This is a genomic window from Spirulina sp. CCY15215, from assembly GCF_016888125.1.
Taxonomy (GTDB): Bacteria; Cyanobacteriota; Cyanobacteriia; order Cyanobacteriales; family Spirulinaceae; genus CCY15215.
Genome location: NZ_JACSWA010000380.1, coordinates 1 through 25758 on the forward strand (window position 1 = coordinate 1; position 25758 = coordinate 25758).

The following is a 25758-nucleotide window of genomic DNA, read 5'->3' on the forward strand; positions in this document are numbered from 1 at the left end:
GGAGTCTGTTGACAGGCTTGGAGCAAGCGCGGTTTTAACCCGCTTTCGGTGGATTAACCACAGAATCCCCGTCTTTTTAAAGCGGGGAGATGTCAAAGCTACAGGAAAAGTAGAAGATATACCAGGGGGGGGGTTATGGAAGGTTCTCCAAAAGATAATCCAGAAATTTTTCTGGCTGAAGATCGAAAATTAAGAGATCATCCTAATCCCCATCCTAATCCTCATTCTTCTAGTCGCAGAGGTAGCTAATAGGTGATAGCACAAAACAGTCCAAATAAACTAAAAATCTAACTGGAAGACGGCGATCGCCGTCTTCCAGCTTTTTTTAATATCAGTCGTATGAGTAGCTTTTTATTGATTGTGAAAATCAGAGAATGTAGTGTAAAAGCATATCAATGGGGTAAAATACGAGTCGATCGCACTTTCAAATTGCGTTGCTTTTCGGTAATCAAATCCTCAAATTGTTCAATTTTCACACCCATTTCCTTGCCAGCATTTTTCAGGGCTTCAAGGAAGCGATCGATATCTTCTTCATAACCGCAATTACAAGCAGCAACGGCAATACCCAAGATAGCATTTGCCTTAGCACAATCAATCAATTCTGTTCCTGTTAGTGTTGATTTTCCCATAAATTTACCTCTTTATTTCCATAAGACAAAATATTCCTACTGTCGCGCATCCTTCAATTGATAGAGTTCTTTCTCTCTCGTCTCTATCATGAGAAGGATGCGGTATTTCTCGATCTAGAGAAATTGGAGGCTATTATCGCTTATAATGACGGGGGATAGTTAAAAATATGTAATGACTACAACTTATTCCGAAACAATAAAAGCCAAACCTTTTTTAAAATGGGCTGGAGGAAAATCTCAACTTCTTCCTGAGATTCAATCTATTTTATCTTTGCAATTCAATTACTGTCACGATCCTTTCACGTATATTGAACCTTTTATTGGAGGTGGATCTGTACTATTTTATATGCTTAAAACTTTCCCTAACTTAGAGAAAGTAATCATAAATGATATTAATATCGATCTAACAGTAGCATATCAAACAATTAAAATAGATCCAAAAAAATTGATAGATACTTTACAAGAGATTGAAAAAGAGTATTATGGTTTAAATAGCATTGATAGCAAGAATGAATTTTTCTTAGAAAAACGGCAAGAATTTAATCAAAAAAACACAGATAATAATATCGAGAATACTGCTTTGCTTGTATTTCTTAACAAAACCTGTTTTAATGGATTATACAGAGTGAATAGTAAGGGTTTATTTAATGTTCCTTTTGGTAAATATATCAAACCAAAGATTTGTGATGCAGAAAATATCTGGTCTGTTCATGAATGCTTACAAAAAACAATTATTTTAAATGGGGATTTTGAGCAGACATTACAATATGTAGATAAAAAGACTCTCTTTTATTTAGATCCACCTTATAAACCCATTAAAACAACTTCTTCTTTTACTTCATATACAAAAGAGAATTTTGGTGACTCTGACCAATTCAGGCTCAAAGAGTTTTGTGATAAAATTAATGAAACAAATTGTAAATTTATCCAGAGTAATTCTGATGTAAGAAATTATGATAAAAAAAATAGCTTCTTTGATGAATTGTATAAAAAATACAATATTAATCGAGTTAAAGCTAGACGAAATATAAACTCAAAAGGAGCAAAAAGAGGCAAAATTGATGAAATTTTAATCGATAACTTTATCTAGTGTATCATTATGAATTATTGGCTTTTAAAATCAGAACCGAGGGATTATAGTATTAAAGATCTAGAACGCGATCGCGCAGCCATTTGGGATGGAGTACGAAATTACCAAGCACGCAACTTTCTCCGTCAAATGCGATCGGGCGATCGGGCATTTTTCTATCATTCCAATACCAAACCTCCTGGAATTGTAGGATTAGCAAAAGTTATTCGTGAAAATGTCATCGATCCCACACAATTCGACCCCAATGATAAACATTACGATCCCAAAGCAACCCCAGAAAATCCACGCTGGCAAACTGTAGAACTTGAATTTATCAAAACCTTTCCACGATTTATTTCTCTGACTGAACTTAAGGAAAACTTCTTAGCAGATGAACTCCTCGTTGTCAAGCGAGGAAATCGATTATCTGTTATGCCTGTCGCTGAAACTGTCGCTAAAAAAATATTAGAATTAGTTGATGTTTCCTGATGATTGTTTGTTGATAAAACGTAAGCATTTTGTGTATTGCAGAGTCCAAAGGGAAAAAATGGAGTCCAAAAATAGAAAAATATCATTGACAGAAATTTCTTGATGTTGCCATTGTTTTATATTCATGATAGTGCATTCTATTTTAACTGAAGTTTTGCAAAAAAAAGTTGGTGGTAGGGTGGGCAGGTTATACTAATAGAACTCGAAAAAGGTTGAGAAATTCCCCTGCCCACTCCACGGATTTACATTTTTGAAATGCACCCACCTATTTTCTATTCTGCAACGAAATCTAAAGCCGCAGAATTCATGCAATACCTTTGACCCGTCGGTTTTGGACCGTCATTAAAAACATGGCCTAAATGTGCATCGCAAACCGAACATAAAACCTCAGTTCGAGTCATAAATAAACTGCGATCGCTTTTATTGGTAACATTTTCCTCAGAAATGGGAGCATAAAAACTCGGCCATCCCGTCCCAGAATCGTACTTTGTTTCAGAACTAAACAATTCTGTCCCGCAACAAATACACTTATACATTCCCGATTTTTTGTTATCGTGATATTCTCCTGCAAATGCCCGTTCTGTTCCCTTTTTACGAGTGACCTGAAATTGTTCTGGGGTAAGCTGCTGCTTCCACTCGGCTTCTGTTTTTTGGACTTTATCAACCATTATTCTAAATTAATTATCAGTGAACAATACTTAACTCATTTTACAGTTTTTCGAGATATCTTGTTGACCCGACCCCCAATTACTCTTTTTTCTCAAACAAAAATACGCCATCGCGATTATACTTCAATGTAAATCCTGGTGCTGCTTTCAAACGTTCCACAAAACTGCCCGCCAATTCTGGGTTACTATTCCAACCAGGATGGGGAACATTAATCAAAACCGAATCAAATTGAGTCGGATCGCGTTCCTCATTATCCACAATTAATTTTAGCAGAGAACGGTGACTCAAATGCGGCGCAATTTGTGCAGAAGTTAATAAACTTGTCTCATTTTGAACGAGAGAAATTGCTTCTCGGGTTGCTTGCCATGTTCCCAAGGTTTGTAAATAGCGACCGCCAAAATAACCAAATTTAGCCAGACTGACAAAACCAATTAAACTCCAGATTATCATTCCTTTGGGCTGTTGAAACCAGCTTTTTTTTGCTGCGATCGAAGCAATCAAACAAAGCATCAGGAAGGGTACAATGGGGATAGAGTATTGATGGAGTAAATCTTTGTGGGGAGGATAATCCGTGAGTAAATTTAAGGCAAAATCTGGAATAGCAGCGATAAGCGGTTGTAAATGCAGAAAAGAAAGTCCCCAAATAATCGGTGCAAGTAACAACAAGAGATATTCTAAATTAGCAGGGGTGAAGAGAGATTTAAGAACAAGATGGGGTTTAAGAAAGAGATTAAGAAGAATTTCCGGAATGGAGTCACCAAAAGTATCATAACGTCCCAAGGCTTCCACCCCTTCAGGACGAAAAGTCGGGATAATGACTTGAGTTGCAAAGATTAACCAAAAAATGCCCAAAAGTAAGGCGATCGCGCCACATTTTCGCCGCTTCTCGAAGACAAATAACCAGACTCCCATTCCTATTATCGTCAGAGAAAGAGCAGCACGACAACCTAAAATTAAGATAATGGCAAGAATAAACCATTTCATTTTACCCCGTCTCGCCGCTAAAACTGCCCCAAAAATAAGCGGAATGGCTAAAACGGAAGGATGAAAATCGAATAAATTGATATTAAAAATGAGAGGATAGAGAAGATAAACCCAGACGATCGCGCTACTCTGTTTTTCCTGTAATCCTGCATCCTTTGCTAAGTACCAGAGAGGTAAAGCAGCACAAGAAAGCGCGATCGCTTGGATGAAAAATAACCAATGAACATCGGGATAAATTTTGTAGGGTAGTGCTAATAAATATAAAATCCAATCCCCATGACTGCCTAAAAAATGATAGTCAATAAGAGAGACGATCGCGGGTTTTCCTTGACTGATTAAATAAATGGCTTGATCGAAGTGACTGAGATCGTAAGCTGTTGAATGAAACAGTCCATGTCGTATACTACTACAGACAAATAAAATCAAACTTGCTAAGGCGATCGGTGTGATGAGAGGATGGGATAGAAGCGATCGCATTTTTCCCTTTATCCGGTTTTGCATTCCTGTAATGAATCTGAGTAAACTACACAAAAAATTGCAACAATTGAAACAATTTATCGAGACTGAGGGATATTTGAGCTATTTTCCCAGCGATCGTAAAAAGACACTGCTTCATTTTCTCGCATCGTGCCTGGTTATTATCTTAACTTTCCTGCCAATTGGCAACATTCTCTGGATTGTTTCCTCAACAGGTACAAATGTTGTTTCTAACGATTTATCTTATTATACTTCTGCGATCGACCAATTTTTGAGCGGGACTTATAATTTTACCAATCTTTTTAATGATAGTTTTGTCGGCAGTCATATTATGGCTATCCCTTTATTTGTTCGCTTTATCGTTGCTTATTTTTCCCATTGGAATATTTATTGGGAAATTCATATTGGCATCTTTTTGTTTATTTGTCAACTCTTTTTTCTGCACAATTCTTTCACGAGACGATCGCCTAATTCTTGGCTTAAATGGTTACTTTTACCATTACTATCCTGTTTGATCTTTTCGACAGTTCATATTAATATTTTTACCTTTGGCGAAACCAGTCTTGCATTAGGGTTTGTTGGGTTTGGGGTTAGTTTTGGAATTTGGGGACTCACGCGATATCTTCATCGCTGGCTAGGAATTATCAGTGTAGGAATAGGGGGAATTATAGCCGCTTGGTCTTGGGGAGTAGGGGTTATGTTTGTACCTGTTTCTTTTTTAGGATTATTTTTATTGGGTTATCGCAAGATATCTCAATATCTCTTTTTAAGTATTACTTCTTTAATTACTTTATCTCCCTACATTTTTCATTTATTAGTTAGAAGAGGAGGCAATAGTAAAGTCTTAAATCTGTTTAATTTTCCGCTTATAATTAAGGCAATTGGTTTACCCTTTGGGTTGGGAAAACAAAGTTTAATCGGCATTGGTTTTTACGGAACTGGGACAATTGGTTTTATTTTTCTGCTTCTGGTTTTGCTACTGATTTGGTTTCGGCGATCGCCAAAATTTATAAAGCCTGCAACTCCAGCATTAATGGTTTTATCTTTTGGACTTTTAAGTATTTGGCAAATCACCTCTTTTCGCGACGATCTAGCACCCTGGTATGTTACTCCCTTTATGAGTTTTTGGCTCGGAATTTTAGGGTTGGCTTATCTTCTTTATCTCAATCCTAATTCAAGTGCAATTGTAAAAAATAAGATTTTAAAACATTTTGTTACAGCGCGATCGGCTCAAATATGGAGTTTAGTTATTTTCTTTTTATTGACCTATTTTTATTTAATGTCTGGAATTACTTATAGAGATAAAGTCTTTTATTTATCTTCAAGAATCCCAGCAGCAGCAGCTTGTTTGCAAAATTATAAAACCGCACCTACTTATTGCGAAGAACATTTATTTCAAGGAGGATATGGCGATTTTACCGCTATTCAAAAATTAGCTGAACCCTTAGAAAAACATCAATTATCGGTGTTTTCTCCTCATCAGACTCGCATTCTACAAGGAGACTTTATTTTAGATACTGTTCGTTTTAAAGACAGTCCCGATCGCCATCTAATTTACTGGAGTTCAGATTTTGGCAAAACTACATCTTCTTGGCAAGATTATCAACATTTGAATGTAATCATTCCAGCTTCTAGCGAGATTATATGGACGCTTAACATTCCTGAAAATACACAAAAAGCAGAATTTAAGACGGCGATCGCCTCCCAGAATTCGAGTTCGAGTCCCGTTACCTTTACCATTGCAATCGAATCAGAAAATGCGCCAAAAAGCAACATAATTGTCAAAACATTGCAACGCGATCGCCAATCGTGGTATCCTCTCGACCTTCCTTTAACTGAATATGCGGGTCAAACTATCTCTTTACATTTGCAAGTTGAAGCAAAAACGAACAACTTAGACACTGTGGGGATTTATCGTTATCCTTTTATCGATCTAAATTTAAACCCAAAAATAGATGCAGAAGAAAAAATTGAGATTATTCCTTCTAATACAGACTTATCTCCTGTATTTCCAGCTAAAACCGTCAAGGATTTTCAATTCGATCTGCGCGATCGCAATGTTTGGAAAATCTCCGGTTTAGAAAATCCCGAGACTCAAACTCTCCCAACCCAAAAATGGTTTGTAGAATCATTACCTCCCAGTTTGGAGTATAATCAACCTTTAAACTTATGTTGGGCAGATTATTCCTATTTCTCTATTAATCTGGCAGTTTCTCCCGCAATTTATCCGCAAACCTTAAAAGTTGCTTATCGTTTGGGCGATCGCGAAACATTTCATAAAGATGACTATTTTAAAATTCCCCTAATTGCCGATGGTCAACTACACGGTTATACTTATAAATTAAGATTGCTGAATTTAAACAAAGATGCCCATCTTGCAGGAATCGAAATTCAACCTTTCGTCGTTCATGGTAATGTACGAACTGGACAACAAAAAGCAGAAAATTGGGTGAATATTGCCGATCTTCGCTTTTTACGACAAGAAGAAGAAACATTTTGTAATTAAACTCAATTTTTTATGAAAATTCAACCCACTAATATTGCCGATGTATTGTTAATTATCCCCAAAGTATTTGAGGACGAACGGGGATTTTTTTATGAGAGTTATAATCATCGAGAATTCACGCAGTTAACAGGACTTTCTCCTCGGTTTGTACAGGATAATCATTCGCGATCGCTACGTCATACTTTGAGAGGACTTCATTACCAAATTCAGCAACCTCAAGGTAAATTAGTCCGAGTTATTGCTGGAAAAATCTTTGATGTTGCAGTGGATCTGCGCCAATATTCATCTACATTTGGACAGTGGACGGGATGCGTTCTTAGTTCCGAAAATCGGCATCAATTATGGATTCCCATTGGATTTGCTCATGGTTTTCTCGTCCTTTCTGAATCTGCGGAAGTTCTCTATAAAACAACTGATTATTATGCACCACAATACGAACGTTGTCTTTTCTGGAACGATCGGGACTTAGCAATAGATTGGTCTATAGATGAACATCCCATTTTATCAAAAAAAGATAAACAAGGAATGCTTTTTAAAGACGCAGATTTATTTACTTAAGTTGAAAATTATATTGTTTATTTTTTAAACTTATGAGTTCATTGATTCTTTTATTCGGTAATACCGGACAATTGGGACAAGAAGTTGAGAAAAAGTTGCAGTCAACCGGACAAAATTACGTTGCGTTAGCCCGCGATCGCTGTGATTTTACCCAACCCGAAAGCCTTCGAGAGGCGATCGCCGCTTACCAACCGAGTGTTATTATTAACTGTGCTGCTTATACCGCCGTTGATAAAGCCGAAAGCGATCGCCAGATTGCAGAAATAGTTAACGGAAGCGCACTACGAGTTATCGCCAGAGAAGCAGAAAAAATCAATGCCTTTCTCCTGCATATTTCCACAGATTATGTTTTTGATGGACACAAAAATACACCTTATGAAGAAGGCGATCGCGTTAATCCGATTAATGTTTACGGATCCTCTAAACTAGCAGGAGAAAAAGAGATTCAAGAAAACTGTAGTCGCTTTCTCATCTTGAGAACCAGTTGGGTTTATGGCGTGTATGGGAAAGGAAATTTTGTTAAAACTATGTTAAAATTAGGAGCAGCAAGAGCAGAAATTGGCGTTGTTGCAGATCAAATCGGTAGTCCAACTTGGACAGGAGATTTAGCGAATATTATCACCCAAATCCCGCCAAATTTAACCGGTATTTATCATTATAGTAATAGTGGTGTTGCCAGTTGGTACGATTTCGCGGTTGCTATTTTTGAAGAAGCACAACAATTAAATTTTCCCCTAAAAATTGAGAGAGTTATTCCTATTACAACGGCTGAATATCCTACTGCTGCGAAACGTCCGGTTTATTCAGTTCTCTCTTGTCAAAAAATCGCTTCTATTTTAGAATCTTCTCCTCCTCACTGGCGAAAAAGTTTACGAAAGATGTTCGTAGGGGTTTGGTCTCCAAACCCCTAGGTCTCCGAATAAAGTAAAATAGAGAATTAAAGCGCAGGACATATTGCCAAATCCTCATGCCTTTAACTCCGAATTTATCGTCCCTATCTCCAGAAAATCTACCCTTTGACCTGTCCCTACTTCCCCAACCCGTCTATATCGTGGGAGGATGCGTGCGTAATGCCCTTTTAGGGCGCAAACATCCCTATTTTGATGTAGACCTCGTATTGCCCTCAGAAGCCGTAGAAACGGCACAACGAATCGCTAGATATTATCAAGCTGGATTTGTCATTTTGGATGAAACGAGACAAATTGCCCGAGTAGTCTTTGAGTCAGGAACCGTGGATTTTGCTCAACAACAAGGTAAGACTTTAAAAGAAGACTTAAAACGGCGCGATTTTCGTATCAATGCGATCGCCTACAACCCCCGCACCAGAAAATTTATCGATCCCCTAAAAGGTAGAAAAGACCTAGAAAAGAAAGTCATTACCGCGATCGCCAAAGTCAACCTCGAAAACGATCCCCTGCGTCTCCTGCGTGCTTACCGTCAAGCCGCCCAACTTGACTTTACCATCGACTCCAAAACCCGCACTTTGATCGGACAACTTGCCCCCAATCTTGCGAGAATATCCGCCGAACGGGTTCGCCAGGAGTTAAACTATTTACTGGCAGAAGCCAAAGGCGATCGCTGGTTGCACGCGGCTTATGAGGACGGTATCCTGTCAGTATTTTTAGAAGATGCAACAGAAGACAGCATTAAACAAATCGACCAGATCGACCATGCTGCCTGGTTATTGGGGAAAATTTGGGTAGATTTGGAAGCAGAATTACATCGTCCCATTGGTAGTACCACCTCGAGTTTGAGTTTGGCAAAATTAGCCTCCTTGGTATCCCCAGAGGTAAAAATAGCGCGATCGCAATTGGAAACCCTAACCTATTCTCGGGCAGAAATTCGCGTTGTTCTCACTATTCTCCAACATCTCCCCCCCATTCTCGCCCTCGTCAACGCACCTATGAGCCTAGAAACGCAGTATTTTTTCTTTCAGGAGGTGGGGGATGTTTTTCCTGCTTTAGCCGTATTTGGGGTGGCAGTGGTTGCCTGTCGCGATGTTTTACAAGAAACCCAAGCCACCAATGCGATCGCGCCCTTAGTGAATGCCTATCTCGACCCCAATAATCAAGTAGCACATCCGACCCCTTTAGTGACAGGAAACGATTTGATTCATCATTTAGGGTTGCGACCTTCCCGCGCGATCGGCACACTCCTGACCCAACTGCAACTCGCCCGTATTAACGGCAAAATAAGCACTCCAGAAGAAGCCCTACAATTAGCAGCAACTTTAATGCCTTCCCCATCGTCTTAAAATCATAAACCGTTTTAACACTAAATTTTTACACCGATCATGCTTGACATTCAACCCAAAATCCCCCCTATTTTTGCATCTTCTTTAGCCATCGCCGCGATCGCCGCAATTTCCTTTTCTCCCCTAGCGCGATCGGCAGACTTTACCGAAAATGGAGAAAGAATTTTCCTGAGAAGTTGTATCGCTTCCTTCAATAATTCTCAATTCACCCCAGAACAAAAAGAAAGAATCTGTCGATGCGTCCTCAATGGCTTCAAACAGGATAGCGTCAGCAATGAGGATATGTCCAGTTTTACCGCCAACGCTAAAGACCCTGCAAAATGGTCTCCCAGTATTCGCCGCGTCATGAGTAGTTGCGCCCCAAGTTAACAAGTTTAACCAGTGATAAACGATCGCCGGTGACTGAAATTATCCCCCTAGCCTGCATTTCCTTTTGAGAAGGAAGCCGATAAGATAGCAAAGCACCTTGCCCAAAAATGTTTAAATTGAATGTTGGAAACGCCTCTAACTTCTTTGACCTTCCCCTCATTACCCCTACAACGCCCCCTGCTGGCGATCGGTCATGGTACTCGAAACGAAGGAGGACGACAAACCTTTATTGATTTTGCCAAAGCCTACGAAGCGATCGATCCTTCTCGTCCCGTGATTCCTTGTTTTTTAGAACTGACGACCCCAAGTATTCAAGATGGAGTTGATTATTGCATCGAACGGGGTTACTCCGAACTGTCGGCGGTTCCCATTCTCCTCTTTGCAGCACGTCACAACAAATTTGATGTTACCAATGAGTTAGATCGCGCCCGATCGCGCCATCCCCAGTTAAAATTCCACTACGGGCGACATTTTGGCATCTCTCCTGGTATTTTTGACCTTTGGCAAAAACGCTTGGCTGAGTGCGATCGCCCAGAAAAAAATCCCCAGCAAATTCCGCGATCGCAAACCGTACTATTATTTGTAGGACGAGGTTCTAGCGATCCCGATGCTAATGGGGATGTCTTCAAAATGGCGCGGATGCTATGGGAAGGAAGCGGATATAAAACCGTAGAAACTTGTTTTATCGGCATTACTCACCCTCGTTTAGAAGAAGGCTTTAACCGCGCCCGCCTTTACAATCCCCAGCGCATCATCGTGTTACCCTATTTCTTGTTTACTGGGGTATTAATGGAGAAAATTTTCCATATTTCAGCACAACAACAGGAACAAAACCCCGATATTGAGATAACTTGTTTACCAGAAATGGGCATTCATCCCCATCTTTTGCAAATATTACGAGAACGGGAAATTGAAACACAACTCGGTCAGGTACAGATGAATTGTGAAATGTGCAAGTTCCGTTTAGCTGCGGTGGATGGGTCGGAAACTGGACATCATCATCATAACCACGGTCACGATCATAATCATAATCACGATCATAATCATGACCATCCTCCCGTCGATCCTTATGCAGATGTGGAGAAATATCATGGCAGAATTTGGCAGGTTCCATAATTGGTAATTAGTAATGAGTGAACAAGAGTTTCAAATAGGGGCAAAAGTGCGTTTAGTCGCACAACCTCCGTATTTTAAAACTGCGGAACCGATGCCGATGCTGCGTCCTCCTGATGTGGTTAAGGTGGGAGAAGAAGGGACGGTGCGCGATCGCCGTCCTGGGGGTTATTGGGCGGTAAGATTTACTCGGGGTGCTTTTTTAATGGATGCCCAATATATTGAGAATATTGTGAATATCGCATCTTCTAATGAAGAGGAATAATCTTATTTCTCGATTTAATCAAACTCGGGAGGCCAAAGTTCGGCGATCGCGACTTCCCAACCTGGAAATAATTCTGGAATAGTTAAAATATCTCCATTTTGTAGTAAAAGAGGGTCGCTATTGGGGCGATTTACCGTCACGGTTTGGCGATCGGGATCGATAAGAATACCCACTGTTGCACCCATTAACAGAAACATTTGAATTTTTTCTCTCAGAGGTTTTAGGGTGTCGCTTTGAGATTTAATTTCTACAACAAGATCGGGAACCAGTTCGCCAAAATAGCGCACATTTTTTCGCAATCTTTCTGCTTTGACAAAGGAAACATCGGGTGCCTTAATATTAGTATCGGGTAAAATAAAGCCTCCAGATGAATCAAAAATGCGTCCAAGACGACGAGGATTTACCCAAAGAAACAAAAAGGCGCTGAAGCGAATGCCGATTTCACTTGAGGTAATATCAGAAGGACCCATAACGATAATTTTTCCGTCTTCGAGTTCGAGTTGGTAATCATACCCTGCTTGGCATAGGTTCGTTTGAATCTTGTCTAGGTCTTTAACAGTCATTCCTTGCATGAGATAAAACTCCACAATCTGGAAATTCTCTCCATTTTATCTTATAGTTGAGAATTTAAGTCAATAAAATTTCTACTAATTTATTTTTTGCAGATAAACCGCTTTTAATCGTCACCTGCGATCGCGCAACTCCGTACTGTTTTGCTAATATCTTAATTAACTCTTGATTCCCCTTGCCATCCACAGGAGGAGATTTGAGATAAACTAATAAACTGCCATCGGGTTGTTCGATAATTTCTTGCCGTTTAGAATTGGGTTTAACTTTAACTATTTTTTTCATGGGACAAAAAGCCAAAAAAATATACAATATGCAAAGAACCAAAGATAAAATTATAGATGAACTCTGCTAATAATCCTCCTCCTTATCGCATTCTTATTGTTGTTTCTCATCCCATTCCTTACATTATCCCTCTATTTCGGTTAATGGTTAAACAACAATGGGATTTTCAGGTTGCTTATTGTTCTTTAGAAGGGGCAGAATCTTACCGCGATCGCGATTTTGCCACGGAAGTAACTTGGGATGTTCCTTTATTAGAAGGATACCCTTGGACCCACGTTCCCAATATTTCTCCTCAGCCTGGACTAAGCAAATTTTTTGGACTGGTTAACCCTCAATTAATGAAACTCGTCCAAGCAAGCGATGTTATTATTGTTTATACCGGCTATGCTTATGCTAGTTTTTGGCTGACGGCATTGGCGGCAAAACTACAGGGAAAAGGCTTTATTTTTAGTACGGATACAAGTAGTTTATCTTCGCGAAGTGGCAGATCGTGGAAGGCAAAAATTAAACCTTTTCTCTTACCTAAAATTTACCATCTCGGCGATGCAATTTTAGTTTCAACTCGTTTTGGCAAGCAAACGATCGCCAGTTTGGAAATTCCCGAGGAACGCATTTTTATTACTCCTTTTGTAGCCGATAATGATTGGTGGTTAGCACAAGCCGCCGGAGTCGATCGCGCCCAAGTTCGCCAAGAATGGCAAATTCCTCTCGATGCCACTATCCTCGTCTTTTGTGCTAAATTGCAACCGTGGAAGCGTCCTCAAGACATTCTCGAAGCGTTTGCAAGGGCGAATGTCCCCAATAGTTATTTGTTGTATGTGGGAGATGGGGCAATGCGATCGCAACTCGAAGCAAGAACAAAAGAACTGGAATTAGGCGATCGGGTCAAGTTCTTGGGCTTTCTAAATCAAAGTCAACTGCCTGCGGTATATAAAGCGGCGGATCTGCTTTGTCTCTGCTCGGAATACGAACCCTTTGGGGTTGTCGTGAATGAAGCGATGTTGTGCGAATGCGGGGCGATCGTTAGCGATCGCGTGGGTGCGAGAGAATTAATTGAACCCGGAAAGACTGGATATATTTACCCTTGGGGCAATATTGACAAACTATGCGCCACTCTACAATTGATTGTACCACAGAAGGAAAAATTAAAAAAGATGGGAAAAAATGCTAAAAAACGCATGGAAAAATGGTCGCCCCAAGAGAATATTAAAGCGCAAAAAAAGGCAATTAGTTTTATAATGAACAATAAATAACTATCAACTATAAAAATGCTCAACGCTATCAACTATCAGTTAAATCGTCCCGAATACTTTCTACAACCCATTCAAATTTATCGCCGTCTTCGTCGTCCTCCCGAACAATCTCTTTATGAATTTAAAGACATCAAATTACCCTGGGGAACTCCCTTTCGCATTCGTCCTCATCCCGATGATAAAGTCGAATGGTCTTTGTGGATCATGGGAGTTTATGACTTAGCCCTAAGCGAAGCAATCTGGCGATTTATTGACCTAGGAGAAACGGCGATCGATATTGGCGCAAATATTGGTTATATGACAGAAATTATGGCAGAAAGAGTCGGAAAGTCTGGCCGAGTAATTGCCTTTGAACCCTGTCCTGGAATATACGAAGAATTAGAGTTTAATATTCAAACTTGGCAGGATTTAAAAGGCTGGAATCCCATTGAACTTAAAAAAGTAGCGCTATCGAATAAAACTGGAACGGGACTGTTAAGATTACCCACTTATAATCGTGGAGAAGCGGCGATCGTGGAAAATAAAGAATCTGTAAATACTGACGAGACCTTAAATGTTTATGAAGTGAACTTAAATCAATTAGATAATATTCTCGATCGCAACCTAAAAATAGGAGTTTTAAAAATTGATATCGAAGGACACGAATTTTCCGCCTTTCAAGGTGCAGAAAAAACACTCAAATCCCAACAAATCCGCGATATTTTCTTTGAATCCCATCACGGTTATCCCACTCCTGCCTCCGAGTTTTTAGAATCTTGCGGCTACCGTATTTTTCGGCTCTGGAAAGGCTTTTGGCGACCCTTACTCTATCCCGCAGATTATCCCCTAATTCATCCCTGGGAACCCCCCAATTATTTAGCGACATTGGATGGCGATCGCGCCCAGAAACGCCTCAAAAAAAGAGGATGGTCAATTCTCAGGACTATTCATTATAGAAAATAAGGAAGAAAATGTATAATACCAATAATTCCGTAACCTTCTCGACTAAACAAAATGTTACAAACAATAAAAACTTCCCAGCTTCAACAGGCGATCGAAATGGTTGAAAAACTTTCCATCGAAGAACAAGCGGTTTTAGTCGAGCTTGTACAACACCGCATTAAACAGAAAAAACGAGAAACATTAGTACAAGAAGTTAGAGAAGCAGAAAAAGAGTACGAATGCGGTCAAGTATATCGGGGTTCTATCGCAGAATTAATGGCGGAGTTAGACCATTGAAAAATCTCGCTTGGAGTCCTCAACTTTCCGAAATTTCGCGATCGCAAAATTCTCTCTCAGGATTCCCTTTTGGCATTACAATTAAAGCAATCCGATCGCAGTATCTTAAGTTTCTATCTATACCCTGTAGAATCCGTAGATCCAAAGTCCGTAATTTAAACCCCAAATTATGCAACAAAAACTTCTCAGAATAACTCCCTTGGGACGCTTCTTCAGTTTATTTTTCCTCTGTTTTTTCCTGGTTGTCGGTTGTAATACCACAACCCCTAATTCCCAAGAAAATCCCGCTTCTACCACAACTGCCCGAGGCGATCGCGTCACCCTCGGCACCACCGATAAACCCAGGACTCTCGATCCTGCTGACAGTTATGAAATTGCTGGATCTGCCATCATTTATAATGTTTGTCAAACCCTCTACGCTTACGAACCCGGTACTACGGATTTAAAACCCCTTCTCGCCACAGAAATGCCAGAAGTTAGCGAAGATGGGTTAACCTACACCATTTCTTTGCGGGATGATGTCACCTTTCACGACAACACTCCTTTTAATGCCGAAGCGATGAAATTTTCCCTCGATCGCTTTATTACAAATGGCGGAAAACCTTCCTTTCTTCTCGCAGATATCGTTGAGGCGATCGAGGTTACTGACGAGACAACTTTAATCGTTAAACTGAAAAAACCCTTTGCTGCTTTTCCAGCTTTATTAGGCTTTTCTGGTACCTGTGCAGTTTCTCCTGAAGCCTACGAAATTGGAGAAGGAAAATTTAATCCCAATGAACTAATTGGATCGGGTCCCTATACCCTCACAGAATTCAATAGCGATACCATTCGCCTTGATGTTTTTAAACAATACTGGGGAGAAAAACCGAAAAATAAAGGCGTAGATATCCAAATTTATAATGATAACTCCGCCAATCTTTTCAATGCCGTCCGCACTCAAGTGGTTGATATAGCCTCTCAATCTCTCGATCCTGACCAAATTGCTAACCTTTTAGAAGATACAAAGGAAGACAAATTACAAGTTATCGAAGCCCCTGGAACTGCCGTTAGTTTCATCTCTTTAAACCGCAACCAAGAACCTTTAGATAAATTAGAAGTTCGCCAAGCGATCGCCTCAATTGTTAATCGCAAACTTATTAATGAAAGAGTTCTTCAAGGTCAAGCAGATGAACTATATAGTTTAATTCCTACTTCCTTTGATGTTTACGAACCCATCTTTGAGAAAGTTTATGGAGATGCCAATGTTGATAAAGCCAAAGAACTCTTAGAAAAAGCCGGTTACTCTGCGGATAATCCGGCGATCGTTCCCATTTGGTTTCCCGCTTCATCTAATAGTCGCACCCTCGCTGTCCAAACTTTACAAGCCTTTGCCGAACAAGAATTAGAAGGAGTCTTAAAAATTGAACCAGAAACTGTTGATGGTGCTACCTTCTTTAAGAATGTGAAAGAAGGAATTTATCCAGCAACAATGGTCTTTTGGTATCCCGATTTTCTGGATGCAGATAACTACATACAACCCTTTTTAAGTTGCGAGAAAGGCTCTGTAGAGGGAGGTTGTTCTGAAGGCGGTTCCCAAACCCAAGGCTCTTTTTATTATAGCGATCGCGCCAACAAACTCATCGACGAACAACGCCAAGAAACCGATCCTGTCAAACGCAAAGCAATCTTTAAAGAATTACAAGAAATTCTTGCCGAAGATGTACCTTATATTCCTATCTGGCAAAATAAAGAATTTCTTTTTGTCCAAAACGGTGTAGAAGGTGTGCAAATGGATGCCAGTCAGAATATTCCCTTCTGGGAGATTTCTAAAGGATAATATCAAATCCGGTTAAACAATCCAAAAACTGTAGGGACGTTGCAAGCAACGTCCCTACAGTTGGATTTCTGGGGTAGGGGTGCAAGGCATTGCACCCTGAAATTATGACTTTCTTTCTCCCTTTGTCCAAAGTCCAATTTCAAGGCGATCGCAGCTTTTTCAGGAGATAAAAGGTTAAGATTCCTAAACCTAATCCACAGAGTAAACTAACGCTTAAAACTACGGTCAAATTTTGCGCGGGACTCCAATCAGTTTCAAAGTCTTTAACCAGTGCAGAAGTCGCAGAAGCCACCGCAGAAGAAACACCTGCACCAACCCCGGCTGCACCGATCGACGCTTCAATATCGCGATCGCTTTTTGCGCGTTGAATTTCTACCATTCCTCGCAGGGTATTGACCCAAGTTTCATGCAATCTTAAACCAGGAGTTAAAGTAGTAATATCTTGTTGGATTTGCGGGAGATAGTGTCGGTTGACTGTTTCGCTAAATTCATCGGTTTCGCTGAATTTTTTTAATTGTTGCGTGTAGTTATAGAGGTTGGTTTCAATGGCAGCTTTTTGGGTTTCTAGGTTGCTGATTCCTTCGGTATATTGGGAAGATTGCCGCGCACTTTTTGAGATTGCTTTTTCGAGTTGTTCTAAGGTACACTCAATGAGAGCTTTAGGAGAATTGGGATTCTCGATAAATACAAGAGCAGGAGAATAATAGTTTTTAATATCGGCTTTGATTGCCCGAGTTTCTCGATAACTGGAAACGATAAGATGGCGATAGCAATACAATTTTAGCCAATCTTGATAGTAATTGCCGATCGCATCGATCGCCGTGCGATCGCGGTAGATGAAAATTAGAATATGCTCTATTTTTTCAGAGTCTGTCTGGGAGGCGATCGGGGTTTCTCCCAGTGAGAATACTTGTGCGCCGAATTTTTCTGCTTTTTGGGGACTAGACCAAGTTTGTGCTTTTATCTGTCCTAAATTTTCATAAGCAGATTGAGCGGCTTTTTGGCAATTTTCTTGATTAAACGTTACAAAAGGAGGCAAATAGCCGATTAAAATTAGAGTTTGACCAATTTTTTGACCGATTTTTCCAGTGTTTTTCTCGGCTTTTTCTTCTAATTCTCGGGCTGTTAGGAGTTGTTTGGTTAGGGTGTAGAAGCGATCGTAATCGGGAGGTATTTCTTCTGTTTGGAGAGCGCAGATCAGAAAGAGACTATTGATATTGTGCAAAGACTGTTTAATTCTATAGCCTTTCACTTCATATTTGTCAAGACTAATTAAAGAGCTTAGGTCATCAATTTTCGGGTTGGGGGGATATTGGCGATCGCCATTTGAGTAGTAACTTAATAGTAAAACATGAGGATAAATCAATTCACTCATCAGAAATAATGTCTCGAAATTGTAGTGGGAGCGTCTCGCTCCCTAGTTAATGGTAAAAGTGGGAGCGTCTCGCTCCCTAGTTAATGGTAAAAGTGGGAGCGTCTCGCTCCCTAGTTAATGGTAAAAGTGGGAACATCTCGCTTCCTAGTTAATAGTAAAACATAGTGCGATCGCGATAATATCATGGGGCATCTTTCAGTTTAGCAAATTCTCTTTGACTTTCTGCAATGGGTTGGGAAGAACTGAAAACTTTTTTAATCGCAGCGAGTAAATTCCATCGGGAAGATTCATCTTTTTCCAAGGCATACAATGTACTGACTTTTTGCCAATCTCCAGGATTCAAATTATGGTTTTCTAAGGGAATGGGATCGTTTTGGTTTTGATTGATTTTGGGAGAAATACAGGCTTTTTGAGAGTTGGCTTTATAGAGTTCTTGTAACTCATCCCGAAAGGGTTTATAAACAAGATACAAGGATTCATCTGCGACCAAAAAAGTGAGGAGTTTTTTGGCTGCTTCTTCGACGTTTTCTGGTAAAAGTTTCGCGATCGCATTGAGTTGAGGGCGCAGGGTGTCCTCGCGATCGCGATCGCATTGGGAAAGGGCGAGAATAAAGGCACTAAAAATAGACAGATCGCTTTGTTGTTGCATGGTTTTACAAGATTTCCTTTGATTGCGTAGGGGCGCAATGCTTGCGCCCCTTGCTTGCTGGCGCAATGCTTGCGCCCTTGCTTGCTACAATTATAATCTTTTTTCTGGAATTGTTGGCAATTGGAGAATGCTACTTTACAGGAGATATGCTTTTAAGGTAGTCCCGTTAACACAAAGCCAGCCCAAAAATAGGGGTTTTCGTAAGGAACAAAATCGGGATTTTGTTGATAAGTCGATGCCTGACTACTTAAATTGTCCCATTGAGTAATATCGTCTTGTTTGACTTCCTCAGAGCGATCGCTGTACCATTGTGCTAACTGAGAATTGGTGATATTTTTTAACCAATCCTGTGCTTGTTTTAAGGCTTCTGGAGGAGTTTTCCCCGCTTGGAGATAGCGAAAAAATTCCATCATTAAAATGCCAGTAGAATCTTCCTTCACGATCCACAAAGTTGATAAAATATAGGTCGTGTTGCGAGAGAGAAAACCACTGGGAAAGCCAACTAATTCATCAATAAAATTGCTTGTTCCTGAGAGTCCTGTTTCGCAGGCGGCTAGACAGACGAGAAAATAAGCAGGAAGCTCGATTCTTGTCTCTTCTGCAAACAATTCTTGCCATGTTAACGGCTCATCTCCGGCACAATATAAGGCAGATTCGAGAGGATTTTCCGGGCTATAACTACCGTGGCCAATGAAGTTGAGAACATTGGCGAGTTGGGGTAAATTTTGGCGGATATTTTCTTTGCTGGCCTGTTCTTTGATGAGGCGAGAATGGGGGAGAATCTTGTACAGATGGGCGATAAATCTTCCGGCCATTGCTGCAAAAGTTAGGTCTATTTCTGATTGGGGATTTTCAATGGCCAAGAAGGAAAAAGATGCGGGTTTTGTTGTCTTTTTCGCGATTAAATTCTGGGCAATTTCTAGGCTGGGAAGATAGGTGAAAATAAAATCGGCATCTACTGAGGTGGGAAATAAAGCGTGCAGGGGTAACAGGTGCAAGTCTCGATGGGGAATGAGGATGATATTTTTGATGGGGGTTTCACTGGTTTTTAGGGTGGAGAGAATTGTCTCGATTTGCAGGAGTTGCTGGAGGGTTTGCAGGTGAGAAGGGAGGTCTGTTTCCCATTGTGGAGAGGAATTATCCTCTTTTTTCTCTTTGCGGCTGTTGTTGTAGGTTTGTTTCCAGTTTTTTAGCCACTCACTTATATTTTCATCGGCGGCGGTTTTGCCAGGGGGATCGACGGGATGGGTGAAAATGACGGGATCGCGGTGGGGGATGAGGAGAAAGAGGGTGAGGTTACAAGGGCTGAGATGCCAATATAATACGGCTGTTGCGTCGTTGGGGAAGGGGAAGGCTTGAGGGTGGGTTTCCGTGGCAGTTTCGGGGTCGATCCAGCCCTCCCGCAGCCAGCGCAAACTTAGGTTTTTCCATTTTTCCGCTTCTGCGAGGGCTAACCAATGATCTGCGGGGTTGCGAGATTGGGCGAGTCTGTCGCATTTTAATTGATAGAAACTGTTGAATTTGCGGGCAATGCGGAGTCTGTGGGCAGGGTGGGGAAGTGTGCGGAGGAGGCGATCTAGTTGGGTGATGGCTTTCAGTTCCCATTCTGCGGCGCTTTCTAGCTCTCCCAGGGCGCGGTAAACGATGATTAGGTCTTGGATGATTGCGAGGGATGTTTCGAGGAATCTGAGGTCATCTGGGAGGAGATTGAGGGCGGTGAGATAACTGTAAACAGCTTTAGGGAAACATTCAAAGTAATGAAATTGGTTTTTGCCGTGGCGGTAGTGGGCATCACCTTTGAATTGCTGTAACCTAGCACAACCGAAGGGGTCATGCTCCGTATCGAGATGACTTAATCCCTCATCCCAACTTTCAAGGGCTGCTTCATAGCCGCGAGAGTTAAAGATTGCCCAACCTCGATTTCCGTATGCTTCCCAAAAGTCGATTTTAATATCAAGGGCTTTATTGTAGTCGGCGATCGCTTCTTCGTACCTTCCCATGTCTTTTAGGGCAAAACCGCGATTATTGTAGGCAATGTGGAAGTTGGGTTGGATTTCTAGGGCTTTGTTGTAGTCGGCGATCGCTTCTTCGTGCCTTCCCATGTCATTTAGGGCATTACCGCGACCATTGTAGGCATGGTGGTCGTTGGGTTGGATTTCTAGGGCTTTGTTGAAGTCCGCGATCGCTTCTTCCTTCCTTCCCATCTCTCTTAGGGCAGTACCGCGACCAGTGTAGGCATGGTGGTCGTTGGGTTGGATTTCTAGGGCTTTGTTGAAGTCCGCGATCGCTTCTTCCTTCCTTCCCATCTCATTTAGGGCAGTACCGCGACCATTGTAGGCATCGAGGTAGTTGGGTTGGATTTCTATTGCTTGTTCACAACAAGATAATGCCCCTCGAATATCCCCTGCATAGTATAAATCTGCACCGCGATTGAACAAAGTCTTTGCTTCAGGATTGATGTCTTGAGGCGTTTCTAAATTGCTTGCTGTTTGCGGATTTTCTGGAGGATTTGGAACCGTTACAGGAGGATTACTCTGACCCTCTGGGATGACCTGCACTAAGGCTTCCAGACCCTCTGAAACATTGCCCCGACTCTCCTCCCATTCTCGCACTATCCGACCCGCTTCGCGACTCACCCGACCGATATCCAACCGCCCTAAACGCTTTAGCCTCTCCCTTAATTCCGCCGTCCGCGACTCCTCCTGTAACTCCCTCGCAAACCCTTGCAACCATATTGTCAACTCCTCATCTCGCACCTTATTTTTAGCAATAAAGAACTTCAACTCTCCTCGCGTCCTTCCCGTATTCACCTCGTCCAATAACCCCATGAAAATGCTCTCGTATTCCGCATTATCGCGCTTTGAGGGTTGTGGGGGCGTTAAAACCACTGGCTGAGGAGTCCCTCCAGCAAACCACCGATGCCACAATTGTTTCAACCACTGCCAAATTTTTGCCCACATGAATCCTGCTTCCAGACTTTTTGCTTGAAAATCTCGCTTTATTTTAGCTGAATCAAGACCGCGCGATCGCAACCTATGTGGTCTGTCATGCTGAAAATGACGAGTATAGCCAGATCCGCCAGGGAATCAAATTCCCTGACGGATTGGGATATGCCCATCATTTAATGAGTAACCCTTGATAAGATTTTCACAGAGGAATGCCTTCCCATGCTTGCATCACTAACTCACTTAACCATCGCCGTTGAGGGCGATCGAGAACCCCGCGATCGCGTAACACTTCCTTGGTAAGATCGTCTAAAGTTTGTCCCTGCTTTCGAGCAACCTTGACCACTCCCGCGATCGCCGTAGCAATTAACTCTTCGTTGAGAGGACGTTTCTGCAAAGCCATGATTTCTTCTGGACTATCGGGGATGGAATCATTCATAATGCGATCGCGTTGTAAAGGTTGCTTAAAATGTTAAGTTTATTAAAGAGTTTTAAGAATAGGTGTCCGACAGTGTAGCTTAAATTGGCCGTAACTTAACTCTGTATTTCCTCTCAATTCAATTCCCCATCAAAAATAATGCGAGAACTTTTATATTTAGAAATTCCGATCGCCGACTCTGCAAAAGTTTGTCGCTGGTTGCAAGAAGAATGGCAACCCCGTCTCGGAAAAAAGATAATAACCCCCAAGGGAATTCGCCTGCAATTCAACAAAAATACCGTCAAAACTGCTTCATCACACCTTTCCTCAATTCCCGAAAGCGAACTATCAATTTTTACTTGGAGCCTTCAGCGTACCACCTATTTAAAGGTCTTTCGCTGGGGAGAGAAATCTGTTCCTTTAGAATCTCAATTACAACAGCAGCTACAAACCGAGATAAGAAAACGCTTTCCCCAACAATATCACCAATTCCCAGAAATAGATTTATCTCAACAGTCTATTTTTGAGGCACTCGCACCTCATTATCCTCAAACCGTGCATTTTTTCCAAAAAATGCCCCGAGGAGAAGCAGACCTAAACCGTGCTTATTGGTGGGAAAAACGCTGGCGAGAAAGTGTTGAAAATCCCCAACAACCTCCACAAGTTATCTTTCCAGAAAATGAGCAAAAAGACAACCAAAAATCGGAATATGACCTGATCTATATTGGCGGTGCTTTAGGGGTCATTCATGCCGCAGTAATGGCACGATTAGGCTATCGTGTCCTTTTGGTGGAACGTTTGGCTTTTGGACGTATGAATCGCGAGTGGAATATTTCTCGGGGAGAATTTCAAAGTTTAATCGATTTGGGTTTATTTACCGTCGAGGAATTTGAATCTGTCATTGCACGAGAATATCAAGATGGATTTAATAAGTTTTTTGATGGCAATAATCCCCCGCATCTCAAGTCAAAAGTATTGCATACGCCAACAGTTTTGAATATTGCGATCGCCTCTGACAGACTCTTACATCTCTGCGGAGAAAAATTAAAGGCGGCTGGGGGAGAAATTTGGGACGAAACTGAGTTTGTGCGTGCTAATATTGGTAAAAATAATGTGACAGTACAGTTAAAAAAACTCGGAACTGGAAAGGAAAGACAAGCAACAGGACGCTTATTAATGGATGCGATGGGAACCGCTTCTCCTATTGCCTGGCAACTCAGTAATGGACGGGCTTTTGATAGTGTTTGTCCGACGGTAGGGGCTGTTATTGAAAAGGGTTTTGCACCGGGGGTTTGGGATTCAACTTATGGAGATGTTCTCAACTCTCATGGGGATATTTCTCGAGGACGACAATTGATTTGGGAATTATTTCCGGGAGAGGATGAAGAATTAACGGTTTATCTCTTTCACTACCACCAAATACATCCCGATAACCCTGGTTCTTTATTAGAAATGTATGAAGATTTCTTTACAATTCTACCAGAGTATCGCCGTTGCAACATGAATGAATTGGTCTGGAAAAAAGCAACTTTTGGTTATATCCCAGGGCATTTTAGCATCGGAAGTGGCGATCGCGTCGTGGCTTTCGATCGCCTCCTCGCCATTGGAGATGCAGCTTCTCTACAATCTCCCCTCGTGTTTACTGGGTTTGGTTCTTTAGTGAGGAATTTAGGGCGCATAACAAATCTCCTGCATACGGCGTTAAAACACGATTTACTCGAAAAACAACATTTAAACCAAATTCGCGCCTATCAGAGCAATATTGCTGTAACCTGGCTCTTTTCTAAGGGGATGATGGTACCCACTGGCCAAACTTTACCTCCTCAAAGAGTGAATGCGATGCTAAATACATTCTTTGGTTTATTGGCGAATGAACCATCAGAAATTGCCGATACTTTCATCAAGGATAAGTTTAATTGGCTAACCTTTAATCGCCTTGCTATTAAAGCTGCTTTGATGAATCCTTTATTAATTGTTTGGATTTGGAAACAATCCAGTATAGAGGATTTTATCCGTTGGATTGGCAGTTATTTGACCTTTACTTTAGAAGCAATTTTAGGGTTTTGTTTTAAGGGTTGGTTGCCAGGATGGTTGCAGCGATCGCAGGGTTGGTTGGAGAAAAAATATCCGGCTTTATGGTTGCGTTTGTTGAGTTTTAGCGATCGCCTTACTGCGGGGGTAGGTTTATCTCCAGAAGTCGCTAACCGACAACAACAGGAGGCATTAGCGCGTCAAAAAAACTTGCGATCGGCTTTAAATCTATCTATTCAAAAGTGAATTAAATAATGTCATCATCATGGTCTTTTGGGTAGAATATTGGAAAGTTGTTTAAATTAATATCGAACTATGACACCTATAAAAGAGCAACTCCTTCAAGAAATCGAACGTACCCCAGATAATCTCATCAAGGAGGTGCTAGATTTCTTGCAATTTGTCAAGACAAAACAAAAACGAGAACAGATTTTAGTTGAGAATGATAGCGATGTTAAAAATATGGAGGAAATGGATGGAGAAGAATTACGCGATCGCCCAATCTGGGAACTTTTTGAAGAGTTTACCGAAAATATTCCTGAAGAAATTCTAGCTCAACTTCCTACAGATGGGGCAGAAAAACACGATTATTATATTTATGGAACGCCAAAAAAAATGTAATGAGACAGGTATTTGCAGATACATTTTACTGGTATGCACTCATTAACCCAAGAGATGAATGGCATCAGAGAGTTAAAGACTTTAATCGTACTTTAATTAATACTCATCTCGTGACAACAGATGAAATATTAACTGAATTGCTAAATTTTTTCTCTTCTTATGATGCTTATATGAAAAATGGAGTGATTCGGCGCGTTCAAGATATTTTGAATAGCGATCGCGTTGCCGTTATTGCTCAAACTCGCTCATCTTTTGTCAATGGCTTAACACTTTATCAAAATCGCACTGATAAAGGCTATAGTCTGACAGATTGTATCTCTATGCAAACAATGAAGAAACTCGGAATTACAGAGATTTTGACTCACGATCGCCATTTTACTCAAGAGGGATTTACAATTTTGTTTGCAGATTGAGATACAGTGATGCGATCGCCTTTCCTGTTCTTGGATATTTTAGATGAGTTGCGATCGCGATCTGCTTTAAATCTATCTATTCAAAACTAAATTAAAACTAAATTAAATTATGTCATCTCAAAATCACGGTCCCTCTCCCGATACGCCTTTTCCGATCCCTGGAGTAACCAGGCTATGCTATCTCAAAAATATCATCAAAAACCCCAATATTATTGTAGGCGATTATACTTATTACGATGATTTTGAAAACCCAGAAAACTTTGAGAAAAATGTACTCTATCATTTTGATTTTATTGGCGATAAATTAATTATCGGCAAATTTTGCGCGATCGCCTCTGATGTTAAATTTATTATGAATGGAGGCAATCATCAAATCGCGGGAATTAGCACCTATCCCTTCTCAATTTTTCAAACGGGTTGGGAAATTGCTGCACCGGAAGCATGGCCGCATAAAGGAGATACAATAGTTGGTAATGATGTTTGGATTGGTTACAATGCAACCATTTTGCCTGGAATTCATGTGGGGGATGGGGCGGTTATTGCGGCGAATTCAACCGTGAGTAAAGATGTCCCACCTTATACTATTGTAGGGGGAAATCCGGCAACAACAATCCGTCAAAGATTTGGCGATCGCACCATTGAAAAACTCTTAAAAATAGCTTGGTGGAATTGGAATATTGAGAAAATAACGACTTATCTGCCCATAATTTGTAGTAATGATGTTGAGGCATTAATAGCGATCGATAATGAAAATGCTTGATTTGGGAAGATAGGCGGAAAAATGG

At 40.9% G+C, this 25758-nt stretch carries 27 protein-coding genes; 18 read left to right on the top strand and 9 right to left on the bottom strand.

The window, feature by feature from the left end; translation table 11 throughout:
• Positions 1 to 193 (top strand): hypothetical protein (locus JUI58_RS10610; protein WP_204103756.1); only part of this gene is annotated, 193 nt, incomplete at its 5' end.
• 199 nt (positions 194 to 392) lie between these two features.
• Here JUI58_RS10610 and JUI58_RS10615 read toward each other — a convergent pair.
• Positions 393 to 629: a hypothetical protein gene (locus JUI58_RS10615; protein WP_204103757.1), complete on the bottom strand. Its 237-nt coding sequence runs from the start codon at positions 627 to 629 to the stop codon at positions 393 to 395.
• A gap of 172 nt (positions 630 to 801) precedes the next feature.
• Here JUI58_RS10615 and JUI58_RS10620 point away from each other — a divergent pair, with 172 nt between their 5' ends.
• Complete coding sequence (locus JUI58_RS10620) at positions 802 to 1719, top strand: DNA adenine methylase (RefSeq protein ID WP_204103758.1); 918 nt, start codon at positions 802 to 804, stop codon at positions 1717 to 1719.
• Positions 1720 to 1728: 9 nt separating this feature from the next.
• On the top strand, positions 1729 to 2187 hold the full coding sequence (locus tag JUI58_RS10625; protein WP_204103759.1) for an EVE domain-containing protein: 459 nt from the start codon (positions 1729 to 1731) through the stop codon (positions 2185 to 2187).
• 272 nt (positions 2188 to 2459) lie between these two features.
• On the opposite strand, the gene msrB is transcribed toward JUI58_RS10625, so the two are convergent.
• Positions 2460 to 2855, bottom strand: coding sequence for a peptide-methionine (R)-S-oxide reductase MsrB (gene msrB / locus JUI58_RS10630; protein ID WP_204103760.1), 396 nt, complete (start codon positions 2853 to 2855; stop codon positions 2460 to 2462).
• 79 nt (positions 2856 to 2934) lie between these two features.
• Entirely contained in the window at positions 2935 to 4341 is a 1407-nt protein-coding gene (locus JUI58_RS10635) for a DUF2079 domain-containing protein (protein WP_204103761.1), read from the bottom strand.
• Between the two features lie 7 nt (positions 4342 to 4348).
• On the opposite strand from JUI58_RS10635, the gene JUI58_RS10640 reads away from it, so the two are divergent.
• The 7 genes from JUI58_RS10640 (at position 4349) to sipA (ending at position 11382) form a co-directional block, all read left to right on the top strand.
• On the top strand, positions 4349 to 6823 hold the full coding sequence (locus JUI58_RS10640) for a hypothetical protein (protein WP_204103762.1): 2475 nt from the start codon (positions 4349 to 4351) through the stop codon (positions 6821 to 6823).
• Between the two features lie 12 nt (positions 6824 to 6835).
• Entirely contained in the window at positions 6836 to 7381 is a 546-nt protein-coding gene (gene rfbC / locus JUI58_RS10645; RefSeq protein WP_204103763.1) for a dTDP-4-dehydrorhamnose 3,5-epimerase, read from the top strand.
• A gap of 32 nt (positions 7382 to 7413) precedes the next feature.
• Positions 7414 to 8292, top strand: coding sequence for a dTDP-4-dehydrorhamnose reductase (gene rfbD, locus JUI58_RS10650; RefSeq protein WP_204103764.1), 879 nt, complete (start codon positions 7414 to 7416; stop codon positions 8290 to 8292).
• Positions 8293 to 8348: 56 nt separating this feature from the next.
• Positions 8349 to 9635, top strand: a complete 1287-nt coding sequence (locus tag JUI58_RS10655) for a CCA tRNA nucleotidyltransferase (RefSeq protein WP_204103765.1) — start codon at positions 8349 to 8351, stop codon at positions 9633 to 9635.
• Positions 9636 to 9674: 39 nt separating this feature from the next.
• Positions 9675 to 10004 carry a hypothetical protein gene (locus JUI58_RS10660; protein ID WP_204103766.1) on the top strand — a complete coding sequence of 110 codons (330 nt, stop codon included), beginning with the start codon at positions 9675 to 9677 and terminating at the stop codon, positions 10002 to 10004.
• A 120-nt stretch (positions 10005 to 10124) separates the two neighbouring features.
• Positions 10125 to 11120 (top strand): sirohydrochlorin chelatase, encoded by a 996-nt coding sequence (locus JUI58_RS10665; protein ID WP_204103767.1) that lies wholly within the window; start codon positions 10125 to 10127, stop codon positions 11118 to 11120.
• 13 nt (positions 11121 to 11133) lie between these two features.
• Positions 11134 to 11382: a regulatory protein SipA gene (sipA, locus tag JUI58_RS10670; RefSeq protein WP_204103768.1), complete on the top strand. Its 249-nt coding sequence runs from the start codon at positions 11134 to 11136 to the stop codon at positions 11380 to 11382.
• A 14-nt stretch (positions 11383 to 11396) separates the two neighbouring features.
• On the opposite strand, the gene JUI58_RS10675 is transcribed toward sipA, so the two are convergent.
• Together JUI58_RS10675 and JUI58_RS10680 are read right to left on the bottom strand one after the other, a co-directional pair.
• Positions 11397 to 11954, bottom strand: a complete 558-nt coding sequence (locus JUI58_RS10675; RefSeq protein WP_348539875.1) for a Uma2 family endonuclease — start codon at positions 11952 to 11954, stop codon at positions 11397 to 11399.
• Between the two features lie 55 nt (positions 11955 to 12009).
• Positions 12010 to 12234 (bottom strand): DUF167 domain-containing protein, encoded by a 225-nt coding sequence (locus tag JUI58_RS10680; protein WP_204103770.1) that lies wholly within the window; start codon positions 12232 to 12234, stop codon positions 12010 to 12012.
• A 56-nt stretch (positions 12235 to 12290) separates the two neighbouring features.
• Here JUI58_RS10680 and JUI58_RS10685 point away from each other — a divergent pair, with 56 nt between their 5' ends.
• The 4 genes from JUI58_RS10685 to JUI58_RS10700 all read left to right on the top strand — a co-directional run bounded on the left by JUI58_RS10685 (position 12291) and on the right by JUI58_RS10700 (position 16521).
• Complete coding sequence (locus JUI58_RS10685) at positions 12291 to 13487, top strand: glycosyltransferase family 4 protein (RefSeq protein ID WP_204103771.1); 1197 nt, start codon at positions 12291 to 12293, stop codon at positions 13485 to 13487.
• Positions 13488 to 13502: 15 nt separating this feature from the next.
• On the top strand, positions 13503 to 14429 hold the full coding sequence (locus JUI58_RS10690; protein WP_204103772.1) for an FkbM family methyltransferase: 927 nt from the start codon (positions 13503 to 13505) through the stop codon (positions 14427 to 14429).
• A 51-nt stretch (positions 14430 to 14480) separates the two neighbouring features.
• Complete coding sequence (locus JUI58_RS10695; RefSeq protein ID WP_204103773.1) at positions 14481 to 14705, top strand: hypothetical protein; 225 nt, start codon at positions 14481 to 14483, stop codon at positions 14703 to 14705.
• A gap of 169 nt (positions 14706 to 14874) precedes the next feature.
• Complete coding sequence (locus tag JUI58_RS10700; RefSeq protein WP_204103774.1) at positions 14875 to 16521, top strand: ABC transporter substrate-binding protein; 1647 nt, start codon at positions 14875 to 14877, stop codon at positions 16519 to 16521.
• Between the two features lie 139 nt (positions 16522 to 16660).
• Here JUI58_RS10700 and JUI58_RS10705 read toward each other — a convergent pair whose 3' ends face one another.
• From JUI58_RS10705 to JUI58_RS10720, 4 genes are all read right to left on the bottom strand, one after another.
• Positions 16661 to 17896, bottom strand: a complete 1236-nt coding sequence (locus JUI58_RS10705; protein WP_204103775.1) for a hypothetical protein — start codon at positions 17894 to 17896, stop codon at positions 16661 to 16663.
• 181 nt (positions 17897 to 18077) lie between these two features.
• Complete coding sequence (locus JUI58_RS10710; protein WP_204103776.1) at positions 18078 to 18545, bottom strand: hypothetical protein; 468 nt, start codon at positions 18543 to 18545, stop codon at positions 18078 to 18080.
• A gap of 152 nt (positions 18546 to 18697) precedes the next feature.
• Positions 18698 to 21505 carry a CHAT domain-containing tetratricopeptide repeat protein gene (locus JUI58_RS10715; RefSeq protein WP_204103777.1) on the bottom strand — a complete coding sequence of 936 codons (2808 nt, stop codon included), beginning with the start codon at positions 21503 to 21505 and terminating at the stop codon, positions 18698 to 18700.
• Positions 21506 to 21692: 187 nt separating this feature from the next.
• Positions 21693 to 21929: a hypothetical protein gene (locus tag JUI58_RS10720; protein ID WP_204103778.1), complete on the bottom strand. Its 237-nt coding sequence runs from the start codon at positions 21927 to 21929 to the stop codon at positions 21693 to 21695.
• Between the two features lie 138 nt (positions 21930 to 22067).
• Between JUI58_RS10720 and JUI58_RS10725 the strand changes: the two genes are divergently transcribed.
• From JUI58_RS10725 to JUI58_RS10740, 4 genes are all read left to right on the top strand, one after another.
• Positions 22068 to 24185: a flavin-dependent dehydrogenase gene (locus tag JUI58_RS10725; protein WP_204103779.1), complete on the top strand. Its 2118-nt coding sequence runs from the start codon at positions 22068 to 22070 to the stop codon at positions 24183 to 24185.
• A 69-nt stretch (positions 24186 to 24254) separates the two neighbouring features.
• Positions 24255 to 24560: a DUF2281 domain-containing protein gene (locus JUI58_RS10730; protein ID WP_204103780.1), complete on the top strand. Its 306-nt coding sequence runs from the start codon at positions 24255 to 24257 to the stop codon at positions 24558 to 24560.
• Positions 24560 to 24973 carry a PIN domain-containing protein gene (locus tag JUI58_RS10735; protein ID WP_204103781.1) on the top strand — a complete coding sequence of 138 codons (414 nt, stop codon included), beginning with the start codon at positions 24560 to 24562 and terminating at the stop codon, positions 24971 to 24973. Before JUI58_RS10730 ends, JUI58_RS10735 begins: the two co-directional genes overlap by 1 nt.
• 109 nt (positions 24974 to 25082) lie before the next feature.
• Positions 25083 to 25733 carry a CatB-related O-acetyltransferase gene (locus tag JUI58_RS10740; protein WP_204103782.1) on the top strand — a complete coding sequence of 217 codons (651 nt, stop codon included), beginning with the start codon at positions 25083 to 25085 and terminating at the stop codon, positions 25731 to 25733.
• Positions 25734 to 25758 lie beyond the last annotated feature (25 nt).